The sequence below is a fragment of the Campylobacter concisus genome (assembly GCF_002912425.1).
Taxonomy (GTDB): Bacteria; Campylobacterota; Campylobacteria; order Campylobacterales; family Campylobacteraceae; genus Campylobacter_A; species Campylobacter_A concisus_AH.
This window is the reverse complement of sequence record NZ_POYR01000180.1, coordinates 26,965-43,063: the sequence shown is the minus strand read 5'-3', so window position 1 is coordinate 43,063 and position 16,099 is coordinate 26,965. Positions and strand designations below refer to the sequence as shown.

At 39.2% G+C, this 16,099-nt stretch carries 18 protein-coding genes and 1 pseudogene; 6 read left to right on the top strand and 13 right to left on the bottom strand.

From position 1 onward, the window contains the following. The 4 genes and pseudogenes from CYP84_RS09845 to rpsR form a co-directional block, all read left to right on the top strand. Positions 1-272: pseudogene (locus CYP84_RS09845) on the top strand (DNA polymerase III subunit delta); the annotation flags it as partial. A 77-nt stretch (positions 273-349) separates the two neighbouring features. Beyond that, the gene (gene rpsF / locus CYP84_RS09840; protein ID WP_004317779.1) at positions 350-769 is read left to right on the top strand and encodes a 30S ribosomal protein S6; all 420 of its coding nucleotides are present in this window, start codon (positions 350-352) and stop codon (positions 767-769) included. A 13-nt stretch (positions 770-782) separates the two neighbouring features. Then, entirely contained in the window at positions 783-1,310 is a 528-nt protein-coding gene (locus tag CYP84_RS09835) for a single-stranded DNA-binding protein (protein WP_012140073.1), read from the top strand. 16 nt (positions 1,311-1,326) lie between these two features. Then, positions 1,327-1,587, top strand: a complete 261-nt coding sequence (rpsR, locus tag CYP84_RS09830; protein WP_087582546.1) for a 30S ribosomal protein S18 — start codon at positions 1,327-1,329, stop codon at positions 1,585-1,587. A 212-nt stretch (positions 1,588-1,799) separates the two neighbouring features. On the opposite strand, the gene mrdA is transcribed toward rpsR, so the two are convergent. From mrdA to CYP84_RS09765, 13 genes are all read right to left on the bottom strand, one after another. Next, a complete protein-coding gene (gene mrdA, locus CYP84_RS09825) occupies positions 1,800-3,623 on the bottom strand; it encodes a penicillin-binding protein 2 (RefSeq protein WP_087580959.1) in 1,824 nt (607 codons plus the stop codon). Further along, a complete protein-coding gene (locus CYP84_RS09820) occupies positions 3,620-4,111 on the bottom strand; it encodes a hypothetical protein (RefSeq protein WP_021087205.1) in 492 nt (163 codons plus the stop codon). The genes mrdA and CYP84_RS09820 overlap by 4 nt, the downstream gene beginning before the upstream one ends. Position 4,112: 1 nt before the next feature. After that, on the bottom strand, positions 4,113-4,724 hold the full coding sequence (gene yihA / locus CYP84_RS09815) for a ribosome biogenesis GTP-binding protein YihA/YsxC (RefSeq protein WP_004317590.1): 612 nt from the start codon (positions 4,722-4,724) through the stop codon (positions 4,113-4,115). Further along, a complete protein-coding gene (gene lptA, locus CYP84_RS09810; protein WP_103571386.1) occupies positions 4,721-5,197 on the bottom strand; it encodes a lipopolysaccharide transport periplasmic protein LptA in 477 nt (158 codons plus the stop codon). Before lptA ends, yihA begins: the two co-directional genes overlap by 4 nt. Continuing rightward, a complete protein-coding gene (gene lptC / locus CYP84_RS09805; protein ID WP_021086384.1) occupies positions 5,170-5,697 on the bottom strand; it encodes an LPS export ABC transporter periplasmic protein LptC in 528 nt (175 codons plus the stop codon). Before lptC ends, lptA begins: the two co-directional genes overlap by 28 nt. Beyond that, a complete protein-coding gene (locus tag CYP84_RS09800; RefSeq protein ID WP_004317467.1) occupies positions 5,688-6,176 on the bottom strand; it encodes a KdsC family phosphatase in 489 nt (162 codons plus the stop codon). Before CYP84_RS09800 ends, lptC begins: the two co-directional genes overlap by 10 nt. Beyond that, the gene (gene hisB, locus CYP84_RS09795) at positions 6,173-6,748 is read right to left on the bottom strand and encodes an imidazoleglycerol-phosphate dehydratase HisB (protein WP_035142991.1); all 576 of its coding nucleotides are present in this window, start codon (positions 6,746-6,748) and stop codon (positions 6,173-6,175) included. The genes CYP84_RS09800 and hisB overlap by 4 nt, the downstream gene beginning before the upstream one ends. A gap of 15 nt (positions 6,749-6,763) precedes the next feature. After that, the gene (locus tag CYP84_RS09790; protein ID WP_103637415.1) at positions 6,764-7,624 is read right to left on the bottom strand and encodes a septal ring lytic transglycosylase RlpA family protein; all 861 of its coding nucleotides are present in this window, start codon (positions 7,622-7,624) and stop codon (positions 6,764-6,766) included. Further along, entirely contained in the window at positions 7,611-8,822 is a 1,212-nt protein-coding gene (locus CYP84_RS09785) for a lytic transglycosylase domain-containing protein (RefSeq protein WP_103637414.1), read from the bottom strand. The genes CYP84_RS09790 and CYP84_RS09785 overlap by 14 nt, the downstream gene beginning before the upstream one ends. 65 nt (positions 8,823-8,887) lie before the next feature. Further along, positions 8,888-9,673: a TatD family hydrolase gene (locus CYP84_RS09780; RefSeq protein ID WP_103637413.1), complete on the bottom strand. Its 786-nt coding sequence runs from the start codon at positions 9,671-9,673 to the stop codon at positions 8,888-8,890. Beyond that, entirely contained in the window at positions 9,670-10,926 is a 1,257-nt protein-coding gene (locus tag CYP84_RS09775) for a diguanylate cyclase (protein ID WP_021084426.1), read from the bottom strand. The genes CYP84_RS09780 and CYP84_RS09775 overlap by 4 nt, the downstream gene beginning before the upstream one ends. 88 nt (positions 10,927-11,014) lie before the next feature. Then, positions 11,015-12,535 (bottom strand): AAA family ATPase, encoded by a 1,521-nt coding sequence (locus tag CYP84_RS09770; RefSeq protein WP_180996411.1) that lies wholly within the window; start codon positions 12,533-12,535, stop codon positions 11,015-11,017. Continuing rightward, positions 12,528-13,403 (bottom strand): NAD(+) kinase, encoded by an 876-nt coding sequence (locus tag CYP84_RS09765; protein WP_103637416.1) that lies wholly within the window; start codon positions 13,401-13,403, stop codon positions 12,528-12,530. The genes CYP84_RS09770 and CYP84_RS09765 overlap by 8 nt, the downstream gene beginning before the upstream one ends. A gap of 92 nt (positions 13,404-13,495) precedes the next feature. On the opposite strand from CYP84_RS09765, the gene aspS reads away from it, so the two are divergent. Both aspS and CYP84_RS09755 read left to right on the top strand, forming a co-directional pair. Further along, a complete protein-coding gene (gene aspS, locus CYP84_RS09760; protein WP_009294191.1) occupies positions 13,496-15,253 on the top strand; it encodes an aspartate--tRNA ligase in 1,758 nt (585 codons plus the stop codon). Positions 15,254-15,436: 183 nt separating this feature from the next. Then, positions 15,437-16,006, top strand: coding sequence for an adenylate kinase (locus CYP84_RS09755; protein ID WP_021092793.1), 570 nt, complete (start codon positions 15,437-15,439; stop codon positions 16,004-16,006). Positions 16,007-16,099 lie beyond the last annotated feature (93 nt).

Below are 16,099 nucleotides of genomic sequence, written 5' to 3'. Positions count from 1 at the left end.
TTTTTAGGCTATTTAAAATTTACTCTTACATCAAGATAAATGGACGCTTAAATTTAGACGAAGCGATCGGCTATCAGCCACCTGTAAATGTTGCAAATTTACTAAAAGCAAATAGCTTAAAGCTAAGTTTAAATGCCTATTTGGAGATATTTAAAACGCTAAATTTAGCCGATCTAGAGCTAAAAACAAATACAAAAATGGATAAAGAAATTTTCGTTTTATCAACCATTTTAAACCTCCAGCACCTCATATCAACAGCAAATATTAAGTAAATTTAAGCTAAAATCCACCCTTGCTTAATGCAAAATCCTTGCTCACAAAGTGAGCTAAATATCCATAAGGAGAAAAAATGAAACATTACGAGCTTTTATTTATTCTTAAGCCGACATTGACGGAAGAGGAAGTTAAAGCTAAGGTTGATTTCGTAAAAGAAGTCATAACAAAAAACGGCGGCGAGATCGCTACTGTCGTTGAGATGGGCACTAGAAAGCTAGCTTATACCATCAAAAAATATGAGCGTGGAACATATTTTGTTATCTACTACAAAGCTCCACCAGCACTTCTTGCAGAGCTTACAAGAAACGTAAGAATCACAGAAGATATCATAAGATTTTTAAGCGTTAAATATGAAAACAAACGCGAAATCGCAGCTTGGGAAAGACTTTGCAAAGGTATCAAGCAAACTATAAAAAAAGAACCTCGCGAGCCAAGAGCACCACGCGAGCCAAGAGCTGAAAAAGTAGACGAGCAAACATTTACAGAAGAATAATCAAGGATAAAAAATGTTCAATAAAGTAGTATTAGTTGGAAATTTAACCAGAGATATAGAGCTTAGATATACTACTAGCGGCGTTGCCATAGGAAATTCTAGTATAGCTGTGACACGCAAAATCACCTCAAATGGGGAAAGAAGAGATGAGACTTGCTTTATTGATATATCATTTTTTGGCAAGAGTGCAGAGATAGCAAACCAATATCTTAACAAGGGATCGAAGCTGCTTATCGAAGGAAGACTCAAATTTGATCAGTGGACCGACAATAACGGACAAAATCGCTCAAAACACTCTATCGCCGTCGAAAGCATGGAGATGCTTGGCTCAAATAACCAAACGCAACAAGGCGGATATTCTATGAATAGCCAAAATAGCGGTGGCTACGGACAACAAGGCGGATATCAAAATAACCAATATAACCGCCAACAAGAAACTAGACCACAAGCTGCACCGCAAAGAAAGCAAGAGAGTTATTCAGAAGTTCCTGATATAGACGTTGATGCTGATAGCTTCAACAATGAAGAAATACCGTTTTAATTTTAAAGGATAAAAAATGGCAGAAAAAAGAAAATATTCACGCAAATATTGCAAATTTACAGAAGCAAAAATTGATTTTATAGACTACAAAGACACTTCACTTTTGAAGTATTGCTTGTCAGAGAGATTTAAAATCATGCCAAGACGCCTAACTGGCACATCAAAAAGATACCAAGAGATGGTAGAAAAAGCGATCAAGAGAGCTCGCCACGCAGCTATCATACCTTATATAGTTGATCGCAAAGACGTAGCTTCAAATCCTTTTGAAGGTCTATAATCCATAAATTTTAGCCCTTTCTTGGGCTAAAATTTCAAAAACTGCTTTTAATTACTTCATTACAAATTTAAATGTTTATTTGGTTAATACCAAAATTATGAATGCATGCCACAATTTATTTATTATATTTTTTATCTTTCAAGAACTATTTCACGTTTTGCGAGCAAACAAATGCATACAGACATATTTAATAATTTTTTTAGAGATAGAATTTATTGTTTTTTATCTTTCTCAGTCTGGACTTTATCAAGTTTTATATACCCCATTTCAACTAGCTTGTTATAAATTTGAGAGATCTTTGGTCCAGCGGCGCTACCGCCGTGACCGCCGTGCTCGACAACCATCGTGATGACGTATTGCGGGTCTTCAAAAGGCGCATAGGTCGTCATCCACGCGTGAGATCTTTGCAGATACGCCATATCTTCTTCTTTCATACGTTTCTTTTCAGTTTGCGAGATGCCAACGACCTGAGCTGTTCCAGTCTTTGCCGCAACCTTTACAAGACTCCCCACAAAGTGCCTATTTGCCGTACCTCTTGGGTGATTTGCCACCTCATACATCGCATGCCTAATGGCAGGTAGCTGTGACTTCTCAAACGGCGTAAAAGCATCATCTGTTGGCGTAAAATCAACATCCTTGCCATCTATGCTCTTTAAAAAATGTGGCGTTACATTTAGCCCAGTTGCAAGGCCTGCTGTGTATTTAGCCACCTGCATAGGTGTGACTAGAAAATTTCCCTGTCCGATAGAGGTGATGAGCGTCTCGCCTTGAAACCACGCCTTGCCATACTTCCTCATCTTCCACTCTCTGCTTGGCAAGGTCCCTACAAATTCATTTGGTAAATCAACCTCTGTTTTTCTACCAAAGCCCATGCGCTCAAGTATCGGCACAATGGCATCTATACCGATCTTTTGACTACCCTTGTAAAAGTAGTCATCGCAGCTCTCTCTAATGGCCGTGTTCATATTAACCGTGCCATGACCATGCGAGTTCCAGCAGCGAAATTTACGCCCTCCAAGCTCATACGAGCCACTACAAAAAAAGCTATCATATTTGCTCATGCCATTATCCAAAAAGGCAAGCGCCATACCCATTTTTACGACAGATCCTGGCGGATAGAGGCCGTTTATCAGTTTATTTGTAAATGGGTGATCGACGTTTTTTACAAGCTCTTCCCACTCAGCCTGAGAAATTCCAAGCACAAATGGGTTTAGATCGTATTCTGGAAAGCTTCCTGCTGCGATGATAGCGCCATCTTTTAGGCTCATAACTATGACACTTCCCGCGTCCTTACCAAATACGTCAGCGACAAACTGCTGCAGCTCAAGATCGACGGCGAGCTTTATGTTTTGACTTTGCGGCGCTTGATAGCTCACCTGCTCGATCTCCTCATTTAGCGCATTTACCTTGATCTTTTTAAAGCCTTGAATTCCTTGCAAGATAGGGTTATAAAAGCGCTCGACGCCGCTTCTGCCAATATAGTTTGTAAGCTTTGTCAAAGGGTCATTTTCCATATCTTTTTGGTTTGCCCTGCCGACATAGCCGATGATGTGAGAAGCTAGGTCATTGTATGGATAGTGGCGCTTTGAAGCGGGTCTTATCTCTAAATTTTCACGTAGAGAAAGGGGTGCAAAAAATGGCAAAAATTTATCATAATCAACAAATTCGACCACGTTTATGAAGTCTTGGTTGTAGGCTGAGTCGTTTTTTATGTATTCATTTTTAAGCTTGGTGACGTTTAGATCGCCAAATAGCGAGCCGATATAGGCTAGCTCATCGTCTAAAATTTTCACCTTTTTGTTTGCGCTAAGGTGCGGCTTTACATAGATAGAAAAGCCAAGACGATTGACCGCCATAGGCTTGTCGTGTGCATCAAAGATGATGCCTCTAACTGGCGGGATGTAGATAGTTTTTATCGCATTTTGCTCGGCGATCTCGTTGTAGTAGGTATTTGAATTAACGCTTAGGTGATAAATCCGCCCCAAAAGCATGATCCAAAAAAGAGCGATCACGCCAAAAACGATACGCATCCTCATAGCACTTTGTCCCTAAAAAGCACGATAGCAAGCACACTTTCAAGCGCTATGAAAAATAGATACTCTGCGCTAAAAGTCAAATTTGGTTCGTTTAAGACGTAGGCAAAAAGATTATTTACAAGAAAAGTTAGCACATAACCAGAGGCGACAAAGATGATGAGCAGGCAGTTTCGCCACTTCATCGTCGTATAGAGCCAATCTAGCACGAAGTTGTAAAATAGCAAAAATGCAATGATCGTTGAAAAGAGATAAAAGCCATGAATTTGCTCAGCAAAGACCAAGAAAACGAGCGAAAAATACCATGAGGGTTTAAACTCATCATACTGTTTTTGCTTTCTTGAATACTCCAAAATCATATATGTAAAAAAGATGCCAATAAGTGGCGGCAAGAAGCCAAACTGCGTAGTTGCGATCTCGTAAGAGAGCAAAAAAATGACCCACCAAAAGCCTTTAAAAATTTTAATATCTAAGCTGCTTATGGTTTGCATTTTACCTACCAAGAGCGTGGTTTATGATAGCTTCCCGTGCCTTGTCGATGCCACTTTTGCTGAGTGTCGAGACCAAAATGCCACTTGGGTCAAATTTCATTATCGCACTCTTTTGGCTTTGATTTAGCTTGTCGCTTTTTGTGTATAAATTTAAGATTTTTTGATCAGCTCTTAAAAAGCTTTTTAGGTAAGAATCCACGTTTACGTCGATGTCTAGGTCAAAGTGCCTAGCGTCGATTAGATGTATAAAAAGTCTGATGTCGCTTCTAAATTTCAAAAACTCATCTAAATTTTTTCGCCACTCGTCGTGTTTTGACTTTGCAACTTTTGCGTAGCCAAAGCCTGGTAGATCGACCAAGATGAGCTTAAATTTCTCTTTTTCGCTCTCTTCTTTTTCCTCACAAAACTCAGCCTCAAAGAAATTTATAAGCTGCGTTTTGCCCGGCGTAGACGAGCTTTTGGCTAAATTTTTTTGATTTACAAGTGCGTTTATGAGGCTGCTTTTACCTACATTTGACCTGCCTAAAAAGACCACCTCGCTTGTCACAAAGCTTGGAGCCTCTTTTATGCTTGGGCTTGATGTGATAAATTTAGCGCTCAAGGCTCTTATCACTTGGTTTTATCCTCTATTTGAAAGATAAATTTAACCGGCTTTTTCTCATCGCTATTTACGCTATATGTGCCATCTTTTTGATTGACCACGATCTTTTCGCCATAGACATTTTTATCAGTCTCTACCTCGTGCAAGTAGCCGTTGCCAGTTACTGTGTATGTCTGCTTTGCTGGCTCGTATGTAAGCGTATCACCCTTGCCCTCATAGTGCTTATCTTTCATGAAAATTTTAGCCCTAGCGTTGCCTGTGGCTACATATTTTACTGGCTGGCGCTTTTTATCAAAATGCACAACGACTTTGTTTGCCTTTAGCTCATCGTATGAGCCTTTTTTGATATTTACATTGCCTACAAACTCGCTGATCTGCTTGTTTTCGTCAGCAAAAAAATCATTTGATGTGATCTCAACTTGCTCTGCATTTAAAAATGTAAAGCCCAAAATCATCGCTAAAATCGCTGCTTTTCTTCTACCCATGCCCTTAACCCTTTTATCTGCGTTTGTTTTTTACCAAGATCGTAGCTTCCACTATCGCCTAGTGCTTTGTCGCCATTTCTAGTGATGGTGAAATTTGCTTCTGATCTTACTATTTTTGTCTTTGTGTTATATATAACTTCATCGCTTTTAAATTTCAAACTATCGTTGTTTTCATAGTTTGCATTTTTTTGAAAGATTATCTCATCATTTTGCGAGATAGCCTTATCTGAGCTTAGAAAATGTCTTAAATTTCCCCTTAAAATTCTCGCTTTAAAGTCTAAAAATTCATCCCTGTCGCTATATCTGTTTAGCTCGTCACTCTCATAAACTCCGCTTATCTTGGTCGAGTTTATCTCGTAATCAACCACGTCATTTACCTGCATATTTGATATCTTAGTATCAACCTTTAACACGTTTGCTAAGTATGGGTCTTGAGCCGCTAAAAATATCATCACAGCACTAAAAATGGCCACGACAAAGTAGAAAATTTTTACAACCAACGCTTAGACCACTCGTCATATAAATTTTCTGATTTTATGATCATCTCGATCATCTCTCTAACAGCGCCATTGCCACCTTTGTGCTTTAGCTTTGTCTTTACATCAAGCTCTTTAATGGCATCTTTTGGCTTAAAGCTCCATGCAACTGCGTCTAAAATTTTATAGTCGTTATAGTCATCGCCGATAGCTGCTGCGTTTTTAAAGCTAAGCCCTTCAAATTTTAATATCTCGCTTGCTACTTCAAATTTATCGCCAACGCCTTGATAGACGTGGTTTATCTTTAGATCCTCAGCCCTTCGCTCAACGATAGCCGACTTTCTACCAGTGATGATAGCCACTTTCTTGCCAAGCTTTAGCCAGCTCTCTATCGCGTAGCCATCTTTTACATCAAAAAATTTAAGCTCTTCGCCATTTGCATTGTAGATGATCTTACCATCAGTGAGGCACCCATCAACGTCTAAAAAAATAATCTCTATCATAAAACGCCTTTTGTGCTTGGAGTGCCGATCCTTGCGTTTTTGGCAAGCGCTCTGCGGAGTGCTACGGCAAATGATTTAAATGTTGCTTCGATGATGTGATGAGTGTTTTTGCCACGAATTTGATTTAGATGAAGAGTTATGGCTGAATTTATGGCAACTGCTCTAAAAAACTCCTCCACAAGCTCAGTGTCAAACTCACCAACCTTGGCATTTTCATTAAAATTTTCATATACCAGGTAAGCTCTGTTGCTAAGATCTAGTGCGCAAAAAACAGCCGCCTCATCCATAACAACGCTCGCCTCGCCAAACCTCTCAACACCACTTAATGGATACAAAGCTTCTTTTAAAAGCTGTCCCAAAACTATGCCAACATCCTCGACACTGTGGTGAAAATCCACATGCGTGTCGCCCTTGCATGAAATTTCAAGATCGAGCAAAGAGTGCTTGGTAAAAGCTTCAAGCATATGGTCAAAAAAGCCAATGCCTGTGCTTATCTTTGCAACTCCAGAGCCGTAAATTTTAAGTTTCATCGAGATTTGCGTCTCTTTTGTATTTCTAGTTAGTTCTAAAATTTCCTCTCTCACGCCCTAACCTCTCACTATAAATGCGCCTTGGAATTTACCACTTCTTGCGTAATCCCTAGCCTCGTCCTCGCTTCTAAAGCCATTTAAGAATACCCTATAAATAGTTGAGCCATCTATCGTAAATGTCTTAATGACTGATCTATAGCCATCTATGCTTTTGTGTTCTCTTTGGTATCTATTTGCGCCTTCAAGGTTTTTAAATGAGCCAATTTGTACCATAAAATCTCCGCCCACAACGCGTTGCTCTGATGAGATCACGATGCCGCCAACCGGAGCTGTTGGAGAGACTGGATTTGGCACTTTTATGCCAGTGCTTGTTGGTTTTGTTGGTTGCGCGCTAGCAGTTGTAACAGCGTTAATGTCTTCATTAAAGCCGATAACCTCCATACTAACTGGAGCTGTGCCAGTGCCGATGACATCAAGCTTCATCGCGGCTGCTTTTGAAAGGTCAAGCACCCTGTCAGCCACAAAAGGTCCTCTGTCATTTACACGCACGATGACGCTTTTTTGATTTCTTAAATTTGTTACTTTAAGTATTGTATTCATCGGCAAAGTCTTATGCGCCGCAGTCATATTATACATATTATAAACTTCGCCATTTGAGGTCGTTTTGCCGTGAAAATTTGGGCCATACCAGCTTGCCGTTCCGCTAGCTTTGTCGCCGACACTTACGACGGTTGGATAGTAGGTTTTGCCGTTTATCGTGTAAGGTCTCATTGTTGCTTTTTGAACTGATGCGGAGTTGTTGCCTCTTACATTAGTTGGGCCACTTGGAGTAAATGGAGCCCCGCTCCAAGAACAACCAGTGATTAGAAGTGTAAAACTTAGTCCTAAGTAGAAATTTAGGCTCTTACGGTATGACAATATTTGCTCCGACATTTAAATTTGAACTAGCCAAAGAATTTGCATCTTTTAGATCTTTTTCACTTACATTAAATTTCTTTGATAAAGATGCGATTGTATCGCCTGTTTGAACTACATAGTTGTGAGATTTATTTTGAGTAGAAAAAGGGATTATTAGTTTTTGATTATAACTTACTGCGTTTGTGCTAAGCTCGTTGTAGTCCTTGATTGCTCTGTGGCTAACGCCTGTTTTTTTAGAGATAGAGAGCAAGGTTTCGCCTTTTTTTACAGTGTATGCGTAGAAGTTATTTTTGCCATTAAATGGCTTGAAATTATCTGAGAAAAGTTGCTTTTTATTTTCAGGGATATAAACGTAATAATCTTTTAAAGTTGGAGGAGTAAATACAAATTTTAAATGCGGGTTGTTGCTTTTCATCTTTTTTGTGCTAAGACCGATGCTATCGCCTATCTGAGCTAAATTTGTACCGCCTGGCACTTTTACTTTCGTAAGCCTTAATCCGCCATTTATATTTAGCAAAGATGACTCTTTAGATATCAAAAAGTCCGCATCTTTTGCTATATATGCCGCTCTTAAAATTTTAATGATGAAATTTCTAGTTTCAGCTGGAAGGTATTTTTTCTCAGCATCAAGAAGCGTTACAAGATCGTCTGTACCGGCTTTTTGTATAGCTTTTTTTAACGCACCATCGCCGCAGTTATATGCCATTGCCGCCAAGTACCATTTGCCAAATTGATTTTTAAGTGATCTTAGATAGTTTGTAGCTGCGACAGTTGATTCAACTGGATCTTTTCTCTCATCGGTGTATTGCCCTACTTTTAGACCATGAATTCTTGCTGTTTGCTCCATAAACTGCCACATACCAGTAGCTTTAGCATTTGAGACAGTGTGATTTGAAAAGCCTGACTCTATCATCGCTAGATAGAAAAACGACTCAGGCACGCCTGATTTTTTGATCTGCTCTTTAATCATTGGTATATACATATAGCCATTTTTCAAGGCATCTGTAAATGTTCTTACCTGTGAGTTTTGTATGCCTTGTCTCATCTTTGCATAGTGAGAAGTTTTCATAAAGCTAGCATCGATGTCTAGCTCCTTTAAAATTTTAACCTGAGTGTCATAAGAGCTCTTCTCAGGGGCGTTTGCTAGTAGCAAGGTGCTACATGCAAATAATAAAAATATCTTAAGCATTGCTTTCATTTCTATCCTTTTTCGTGTCAAAGCTTAATGATGCTAGCATCTTAAGCAAGCACAATGCCCAAAATTTAGGCAAAGCACTTAAATAACCTTTTGGCATTATCTGAAGTCGTTTTACAAACTACTTCAAATTCAAGGTTTAAAATTTCAGCTATCTTTTTAGCAACAAATGTCGTAAACGCCGGCTCATTTCTCTTACCACGATTTGGTTCTGGCGTGAGATAAGGGGCGTCAGTCTCTATCAATACCCTATCAAAAGGAATTTTTGGCAGAATTTCAACTAAATTCTTAGCGTTTTTAAATGTCAAAACGCCACCTATGCCAAAGTAAAAATTCCCAAATTTACAAAGCTCCAAAAGAAGTGGCGAAGCATTATAACAATGCAAAACCACTCCAGCTTCAAGCTTTGGCGCATACTCTTTTAAGATGTTAAAAGAGTCCTCATTAGCCTCTCTGATGTGGAGGATAACGGGTTTTTTTAACTCAACTGCCAAATTTAGTTGAGCTAAAAAAATACGTTTTTGATCTTCTTTTTCTCTTAGCTTTTCACCTTCATCTTTTGGCAAGCGGTAGTAGTCAAGCCCGCATTCACCGATAGCCACGCACTTTTTGTCTTTGGCAAATTCTCTTAAAGTCTCTATATTAAAATTCTCTTTATCATAAGGATGAACCCCAACGGCAAAGAAAATATCATTTTTTTCGTGCGCTATTTTAGCCGCTTTTGGTAAATCATTAATATCAGCTCCAGGGATAATAAAGCCTTTTAGCCCTAAATTTCTGGCTTCAGATAAAATTTGCTCTAGGTCAAAATCATAAACTTTACTATCCAAATGACAATGCGTATCTATAATCATAAAGCTATTTCTACCCTATTTCTACCATTTTCTTTTGCGACATAAAGCGCCGAGTCGCAAGCTTCAAGCATATCATCTATCTCGCAGTGACCTTTCCCAAAAGAAACCCCGATAGAAACGGTCACTTTTATGGTTTTATCTTTTATGATCACCTCATTTTCAGCCACTTTTGCTCTTAAATTTACAAAAAATTTAATCGCCTCCTCTTTTGCTATCTTTTTAAGAACAACACAAAATTCCTCACCACCAAACCTAGCGACCACGTCTCTTCCTTTTGTATTGTCAATTAGTATCTTTGCGAGTGATTTTAGTATCTTGTCACCACCATCATGTCCGTATGTGTCATTTATCTTTTTAAAGTGATCTATATCAAGCATAGCAAACGCATAAGGTTCATCAAGCTCTTCAGCTGCTTGGACATACTCTTCTATATCTTGGTAGAAAAATCTTCTATTGTAAGCGCCAGTTAAAAAGTCGCGGTTGGCAAAATTTGCTATCTTATTTATATTTTCCATCGCCTCAATGGTGTTATTTACACGGCAAATGAGCTCTTCTTTTGAAAATGGCTTTGCTATAAAGTCGCTAGCTCCATTTTTTAAAAATATCGAAGCATCAGTCTTTTCGCTAGGCGAGGTCATCACGATCACGCCAAGGTGGTTTTTATCTTTCTCTTTTCTCACCTCTTTTAAGACCTCTAAACCATCTTTAACAGGCATTCTATAGTCAGTTATGATTAAATTTATATCAGGATTATCAGCAAAATAGCTCATCGCCTCTTCGCCGTGGGCTGCTGCTAAAACCTTAAACTGAAGGCTAGTTAATATTTTTTTTATCATATTTCTAAAAGGCAATGAGTCCTCAACGACAAGGACTTTGTATTGTCTATTTTTGCTTAGTCTATTTATCATTTGAAAGATGTAGTTGATATCATCCATATTGCCCTTATAGACGTAATCAACTATGTCTTTGTTTATAAAAAATTCTTTCGTCTTATCATCGATGCTGCCAGTTAAAACGATAGCACAGAGCCCTTGAGCAAGGACATAATCAACGATCTCGCCATTTGGTGCGTCAGGTAAATTTAGATCCAAGATAGTCATAAAATAATCTTTGCCGTGCTCGCTAATAAGCATCTGGGCTTCGGCAAAATCATAAGCAACGTCGATCGCCATATCCTCAATGCTCTTTTCCATCTGCATGACGATTAGCTTAGCAAGTGCCTTATTATCATCAACTACTAGAATTCTTTCCATATTATTCCTGCGATTTTTTATTAAACTAGCTCGGATTTTAACAAATAAACCTAATCACAAAGCTTAAATTTAAAACTTAAATTTCAAGCTATTTTAAAAGTCCTTTTGCAAAATTTATCGCCTCTTCGCTGATATGCTCGCCGCTTATCATACGCGCAAGCTCATTTACACGCTCCTCTTTGTCAAGCTCTCTTACGACTGAGCTCTCGCCGTGACGCTCTACTAAAAAGTGCGAATTTGCCTTTGAGCTAAGCTGTGGCTGGTGCGAAATGGCAAAAATTTGATAGAAATTTGCTAGCTTAAGCAAGACATTTGCGATACTCATCGCCTCTTTTCCACTTAAATTTGCATCTATTTCATCTAAAATGATTACATCACCGCCAGTTTTTGTGATCTCACTAGAGGCAGCTATAAAAGCCAGCCTTAAGCGGTTTAGCTCGCCTGAGCTTAAATTTTTAAGCGAGGTCTCGTTTAAATTTAGACAAATTTCATCAACTCCTAAGATATCAAGCTTTTTAGCCTCAATCCTTAGCGTAATATCTGGCATATAAAGCTCTTTTAGGTATAAATTTATCATAGCCTCAAGCTCTTTTAAATTTACGCTCCTTGCCTTGCTTAAAGTGCTGGCTAGCTCATTTGCCTTTTTGCTTAAAGTTTCAAATTTCTTCTCAAGCTCGCTCTTTTCAAAGCTTAAATTTTCATACCTGGCAAGCTCTTTTTCCTTTTTATCAAGCGCTTCTAGCGCCTCCTCCTCACTGCCATAGCGCCTGATGATGGCATTAAGAGCTTCTATCCTATCAAGCACGCTCTCCACGTCGATATCGTCAAGCTCCTCCATATTTAGGCTATCTCTTGCGACCCTTAGCTCGTTCATCGCATCTTCAAAAAAGCCGTTGTCAAGATCGCTGATACTTAGCGCCTCATTTACGCTGTGCTCTAGCTCAAATATCCGCTCAGCCCTAGCCCACGCCTCATTTATCTTATCTTTTTTACTAAGCCTTTTTTTAGTCTCCATAAGCTCTTCAAACTCGCCTTTTTTAGGCCCGACGCTTCTTATCTTCTCGATCTCAAAGCTAGCAAGCTCCTTTAGCTCCTCGACCTTTTTCTCTTCCTCTTTTATAGTGGCTAGCTCTTTTGAAATTTTAGAAAATTCTAAAAATGCCTCTTCAAATTCCTGCTTTATCTCTTTAAATTTCTCATTTTTTGAAATTTCAAGCCTGTCAAGCAAATTTAGAAATTTCTCATTTTCAAATTCATTTGCCTCTTTTGCCGAGAGATATTTGATGTGCTCGCGCGCCACTTGGGCTAAATTTTTCTTTGAGATAGCTTGTTGGTTTATAAAATACCTCGTGCTCTTATCTTTTAAAAGCTTGAAAATATTGACCTCTTCGTTTTCTATGCCAAACTCATCAAGCTCAAATTTATGCTCAACGTCAGCTTCTATCAGCCTTGCCTCGCTATCTTTTAGCCCAAAAACAGCCATAATAGCACTCATCAGCACCGACTTACCAGCACCACTGACGCCCGTAAATACGCTAAGACCCTCTTTGAAATTTAGCTCAACATTTTTAAAATTTAGATAATCCTTAATCAAAATTCGATCAATCATTATAACCCCAGTGAAGTTTCTCTTTTAAAATTTGAAAATAATCCCTGCCGATATGGCGTATCAGCCTCGCTTTTTTGTCACTTAGACTCATGCTAACGGCTGAAATTTTACTCATATCAAAACGGTCTTGTCCGTCTATGACTAAAATGGCGTCGCTATTTGTTCTAAATTTGACCGTGTGATTTTTCGTAAGCACGACTGGACGCTGCGTGAGCGAGTGCGAGCAGATGGGAGTTAGCGCAAAGACCTCGCTTAGCGGGTAGATGATAGGGCCATTTGCGCTCATGTTATATGCCGTGGTTCCTGCTGGAGTTGCCACTATGACGCCGTCTCCAAAATATGAGTTAAAATACTTTTCATTTAAAAGTGCCTCGATATGCGTCATCGAACCGCCATTTTTACTAACGATGACTGCGTCGTTAAATGCTATCTTTTGCTCAGTTTTGCCATCATTTCTGTGAAGTGTCACATCAAGCATAAAAGGCGTTTCTACCTCAAATTTATCATCAAAAAAGTCTTTAAAAAACTTCTCGCTCTCATTTATCGTGATATCTGTCAAAAAGCCGAGCCTGCCAGCGTGTATGCCTAGGATGAGCGGCGAGATGTGAGCTAGCTTTCTGCAAGTTGAGATGATCGTGCCATCACCGCCAAGAGTGATAAGAAATTCGCACTCTTTGGCTAGTTTTATCAGCTCAAAGCCACTTTTTTCTACCTGCTTTGCACAGTTTTTTTCAAGCAAAATTTCAGCGTTATACTTTTTTAAAATTTTTTCTAGCTTTGCTAAATCCTGCTTAAATAATGGATAATCTTTTGCGATAAGTCCCACTTTTTTGGCGTTTGTGGTATTAAATTTTTGTTCATTTTTCATAGAAATGATTGTAACATATTTTATTTTAACAAAGCTTTTCAAAAGAAAAAAGCGATTATAATTGCCTAAAAAACATTGCAAAGGAGCATTTTATGCGAAGTCATTATTGCACCGATCTTAGCAAAGCTGATATCGGCAAAGAAGTAATACTTTGTGGCTGGGCAAACACATATAGAGACCACGGCGGCGTTGTTTTCATCGACTTAAGAGACGTTAGCGGGCTTATACAATTAGTTTGTGACCCTGCTGATAGCAAAGAAGCACACGACGTGGCTGCAAAAGTAAGAGATGAATATGTCTTAAAAGCAAAAGGAAAAGTAAGGGCTAGGGGCGAAGGACTAACCAATCCAAAGCTAAAAACTGGCGAAATAGAGGTGATAGTAAGCGAGCTCATCATCGAAAATCCAAGCGAGCCACTACCATTTATGATAGGCGATGAGAGCGTAAATGAGGACATCAGACTAAAATACCGCTTTTTAGACCTTAGAAGCGAGCGTTTGCAAAATATCTTTAAAATGCGTTCTCGCGCAGCTATCGCAGCTAGAAATAGCCTAGATAAAATGGGCTTTATCGAGTTTGAAACTCCAGTTTTAACACGCGCAACTCCAGAAGGTGCGAGAGACTACCTAGTGCCAAGCCGCGTGTATCCAGGCCAATTTTATGCGCTTCCACAAAGCCCGCAACTATTTAAACAACTTTTAATGTGTTCTGGCTTTGATAAGTATTTTCAGATAGCAAAATGCTTCCGCGACGAGGACTTAAGGGCTGATCGCCAACCAGAATTTACTCAAATAGATATCGAAATGAGCTTTGTCGAGCAAGAAGATATCATAAATATGGCTGAGACAATGCTAAAAGATATCTTTAAAGCCTGCGGATACGACATCAAAACGCCATTTAGACGTATGAGCTACAAGGAGGCGACCGAGACTTACGGCTCAGACAAGCCTGATCTCAGATACGATCTAAAAATGATCGATGTTATCGATATTTTCGAGCGCTCAAGCAATGAAATTTTTAGCTCTATCGCAAAAGATAAGAAGAAAAACCGCATAAAAGCGCTAAAAGTGCCAAATGGCGACAACATCTTTAGTAAGCGCGAGATGAATAGATTTGAGGAATTTGTACGTAAATTTGGCGCACAAGGACTTGGCTACTTCCAGATGAAAGAAGATGGTTTAAAAGGTCCGCTTTGCAAATTTTTCGAGCAAAGCGACCTTGACGAGATCGTCTCAAGATGTGAGCTAAAAGTTGGCGATGTAGTATTCTTTGGTGCTGGCAAGAAAAAGATTGTGCTTGATTATATGGGAAGATTTAGAATTTTCCTAGCAGAACAAATGGGTATCATCGATCAAGACAGACTTGAGTTTTTATGGGTGCTTGACTTCCCAATGTTTGAGCAAAATGACGATGGTAGCTACTCTGCGATGCACCACCCATTTACTATGCCAAAAAATATAGACGAGCCTGATCTTGAAGATATCCTATCTATCGCTCACGACGTCGTACTAAACGGCTTTGAGCTTGGTGGCGGAAGTATAAGAATTCACAAAAATGACATCCAACAAAAGGTCTTTAAGCTTCTTGGCATAGATGAAGCCGAGCAGCGTGAGAAATTTGGCTTCTTGCTTGATGCTTTGACATTTGGTGCGCCTCCACATGGTGGTATCGCGATCGGCTTTGACAGGCTGAATATGCTTGTAAATAAAGCAAGCTCGATCCGCGACGTCATAGCCTTCCCTAAAACACAGCGCGCTCAGTGCCCACTCACAAAGGCACCAAGCTACGCTAGCAACGAGCAGCTTAGGGAGCTAGGACTAAGGATAAGAGAAAAAGAGCAAAAGGCTTAAAATTTTGCAATAAATTTAGACTTTTAGATGTCTAAATTTGAGTTATTTTAAAAATTTAAATTTTTGAGATGAATTTGGATGTTGTGCAGAAAATTTCATCCCAAAGCTAGACATATAGTCTGCTGCAGGGTGAAATTTTCAAACTCATTCAAAGGCGCTCAAAAAATATAAAAAAGGGAAAAAATGAAGAATTTATTTTTAATCATAGGCGCTCCAGGCAGCGGCAAAACAACAGACGCATCGATCATCGCACAGCAAGATGAGAAATTTGCACACTTTTCAACTGGCGATCTTTTAAGAGCTGAAGTAGCTAGCGGTAGCGAGCTTGGCAAACTAATAGATGGCTTTATCTCAAAAGGAAATTTGGTCCCACTTGACGTTGTCGTAAATGCGATCGTCTCAGCTATCAAAAGCTCAAATAAATCAAACATCATAATCGACGGCTACCCAAGAAGCGTTGAGCAAATGACCGAGCTTGACAAAGTCTTAAGCGAGCAAGATGAAATTTCTCTAAAAGGCGTCATCGAAGTAGATGTTAGCGAAGATGTGGCAAGAGCTAGAGTGCTTGGCCGTGCAAGAGGCGCTGACGACAACAACGAAGTCTTTAACAACCGCATGAAAGTCTATCTTGATCCGATCAAACCTATCCGCAAATTTTACAGCGAAAAAGAGCTACTTCACGTGGTAAATGGCGAGCGTGGTATCGATGAAATCGTAGCTGACATCAAAAATTTACTAGCTAAACTTATATAATTCACAGACCTTGCATCAAAAGGTGCAAGGTTTTAAAACTTACCATTTATTAACACCCAAAATGTAATATCCTTTAAATTTAACAATCAACCA

What these genes read in the sequence shown, in the direction of transcription:
- rpsF (WP_004317779.1), top strand. Translation starts at nt 350, where the DNA reads ATGAAACATTACGAGCTTTTATTTATTCTTAAGCCGACATTGACGGAA.
- CYP84_RS09835 (WP_012140073.1), top strand. Translation starts at nt 783, where the DNA reads ATGTTCAATAAAGTAGTATTAGTTGGAAATTTAACCAGAGATATAGAG.
- rpsR (WP_087582546.1), top strand. Translation starts at nt 1,327, where the DNA reads ATGGCAGAAAAAAGAAAATATTCACGCAAATATTGCAAATTTACAGAA.
- mrdA (WP_087580959.1), bottom strand. Translation starts at nt 3,623, where the DNA reads ATGAGGATGCGTATCGTTTTTGGCGTGATCGCTCTTTTTTGGATCATG.
- CYP84_RS09820 (WP_021087205.1), bottom strand. Translation starts at nt 4,111, where the DNA reads ATGCAAACCATAAGCAGCTTAGATATTAAAATTTTTAAAGGCTTTTGG.
- lptA (WP_103571386.1), bottom strand. Translation starts at nt 5,197, where the DNA reads ATGGGTAGAAGAAAAGCAGCGATTTTAGCGATGATTTTGGGCTTTACA.
- CYP84_RS09800 (WP_004317467.1), bottom strand. Translation starts at nt 6,176, where the DNA reads ATGATAGAGATTATTTTTTTAGACGTTGATGGGTGCCTCACTGATGGT.
- CYP84_RS09785 (WP_103637414.1), bottom strand. Translation starts at nt 8,822, where the DNA reads ATGAAAGCAATGCTTAAGATATTTTTATTATTTGCATGTAGCACCTTG.
- CYP84_RS09780 (WP_103637413.1), bottom strand. Translation starts at nt 9,673, where the DNA reads ATGATTATAGATACGCATTGTCATTTGGATAGTAAAGTTTATGATTTT.
- CYP84_RS09775 (WP_021084426.1), bottom strand. Translation starts at nt 10,926, where the DNA reads ATGGAAAGAATTCTAGTAGTTGATGATAATAAGGCACTTGCTAAGCTA.
- CYP84_RS09770 (WP_180996411.1), bottom strand. Translation starts at nt 12,535, where the DNA reads ATGATTGATCGAATTTTGATTAAGGATTATCTAAATTTTAAAAATGTT.
- CYP84_RS09765 (WP_103637416.1), bottom strand. Translation starts at nt 13,403, where the DNA reads ATGAAAAATGAACAAAAATTTAATACCACAAACGCCAAAAAAGTGGGA.
- aspS (WP_009294191.1), top strand. Translation starts at nt 13,496, where the DNA reads ATGCGAAGTCATTATTGCACCGATCTTAGCAAAGCTGATATCGGCAAA.
- CYP84_RS09755 (WP_021092793.1), top strand. Translation starts at nt 15,437, where the DNA reads ATGAAGAATTTATTTTTAATCATAGGCGCTCCAGGCAGCGGCAAAACA.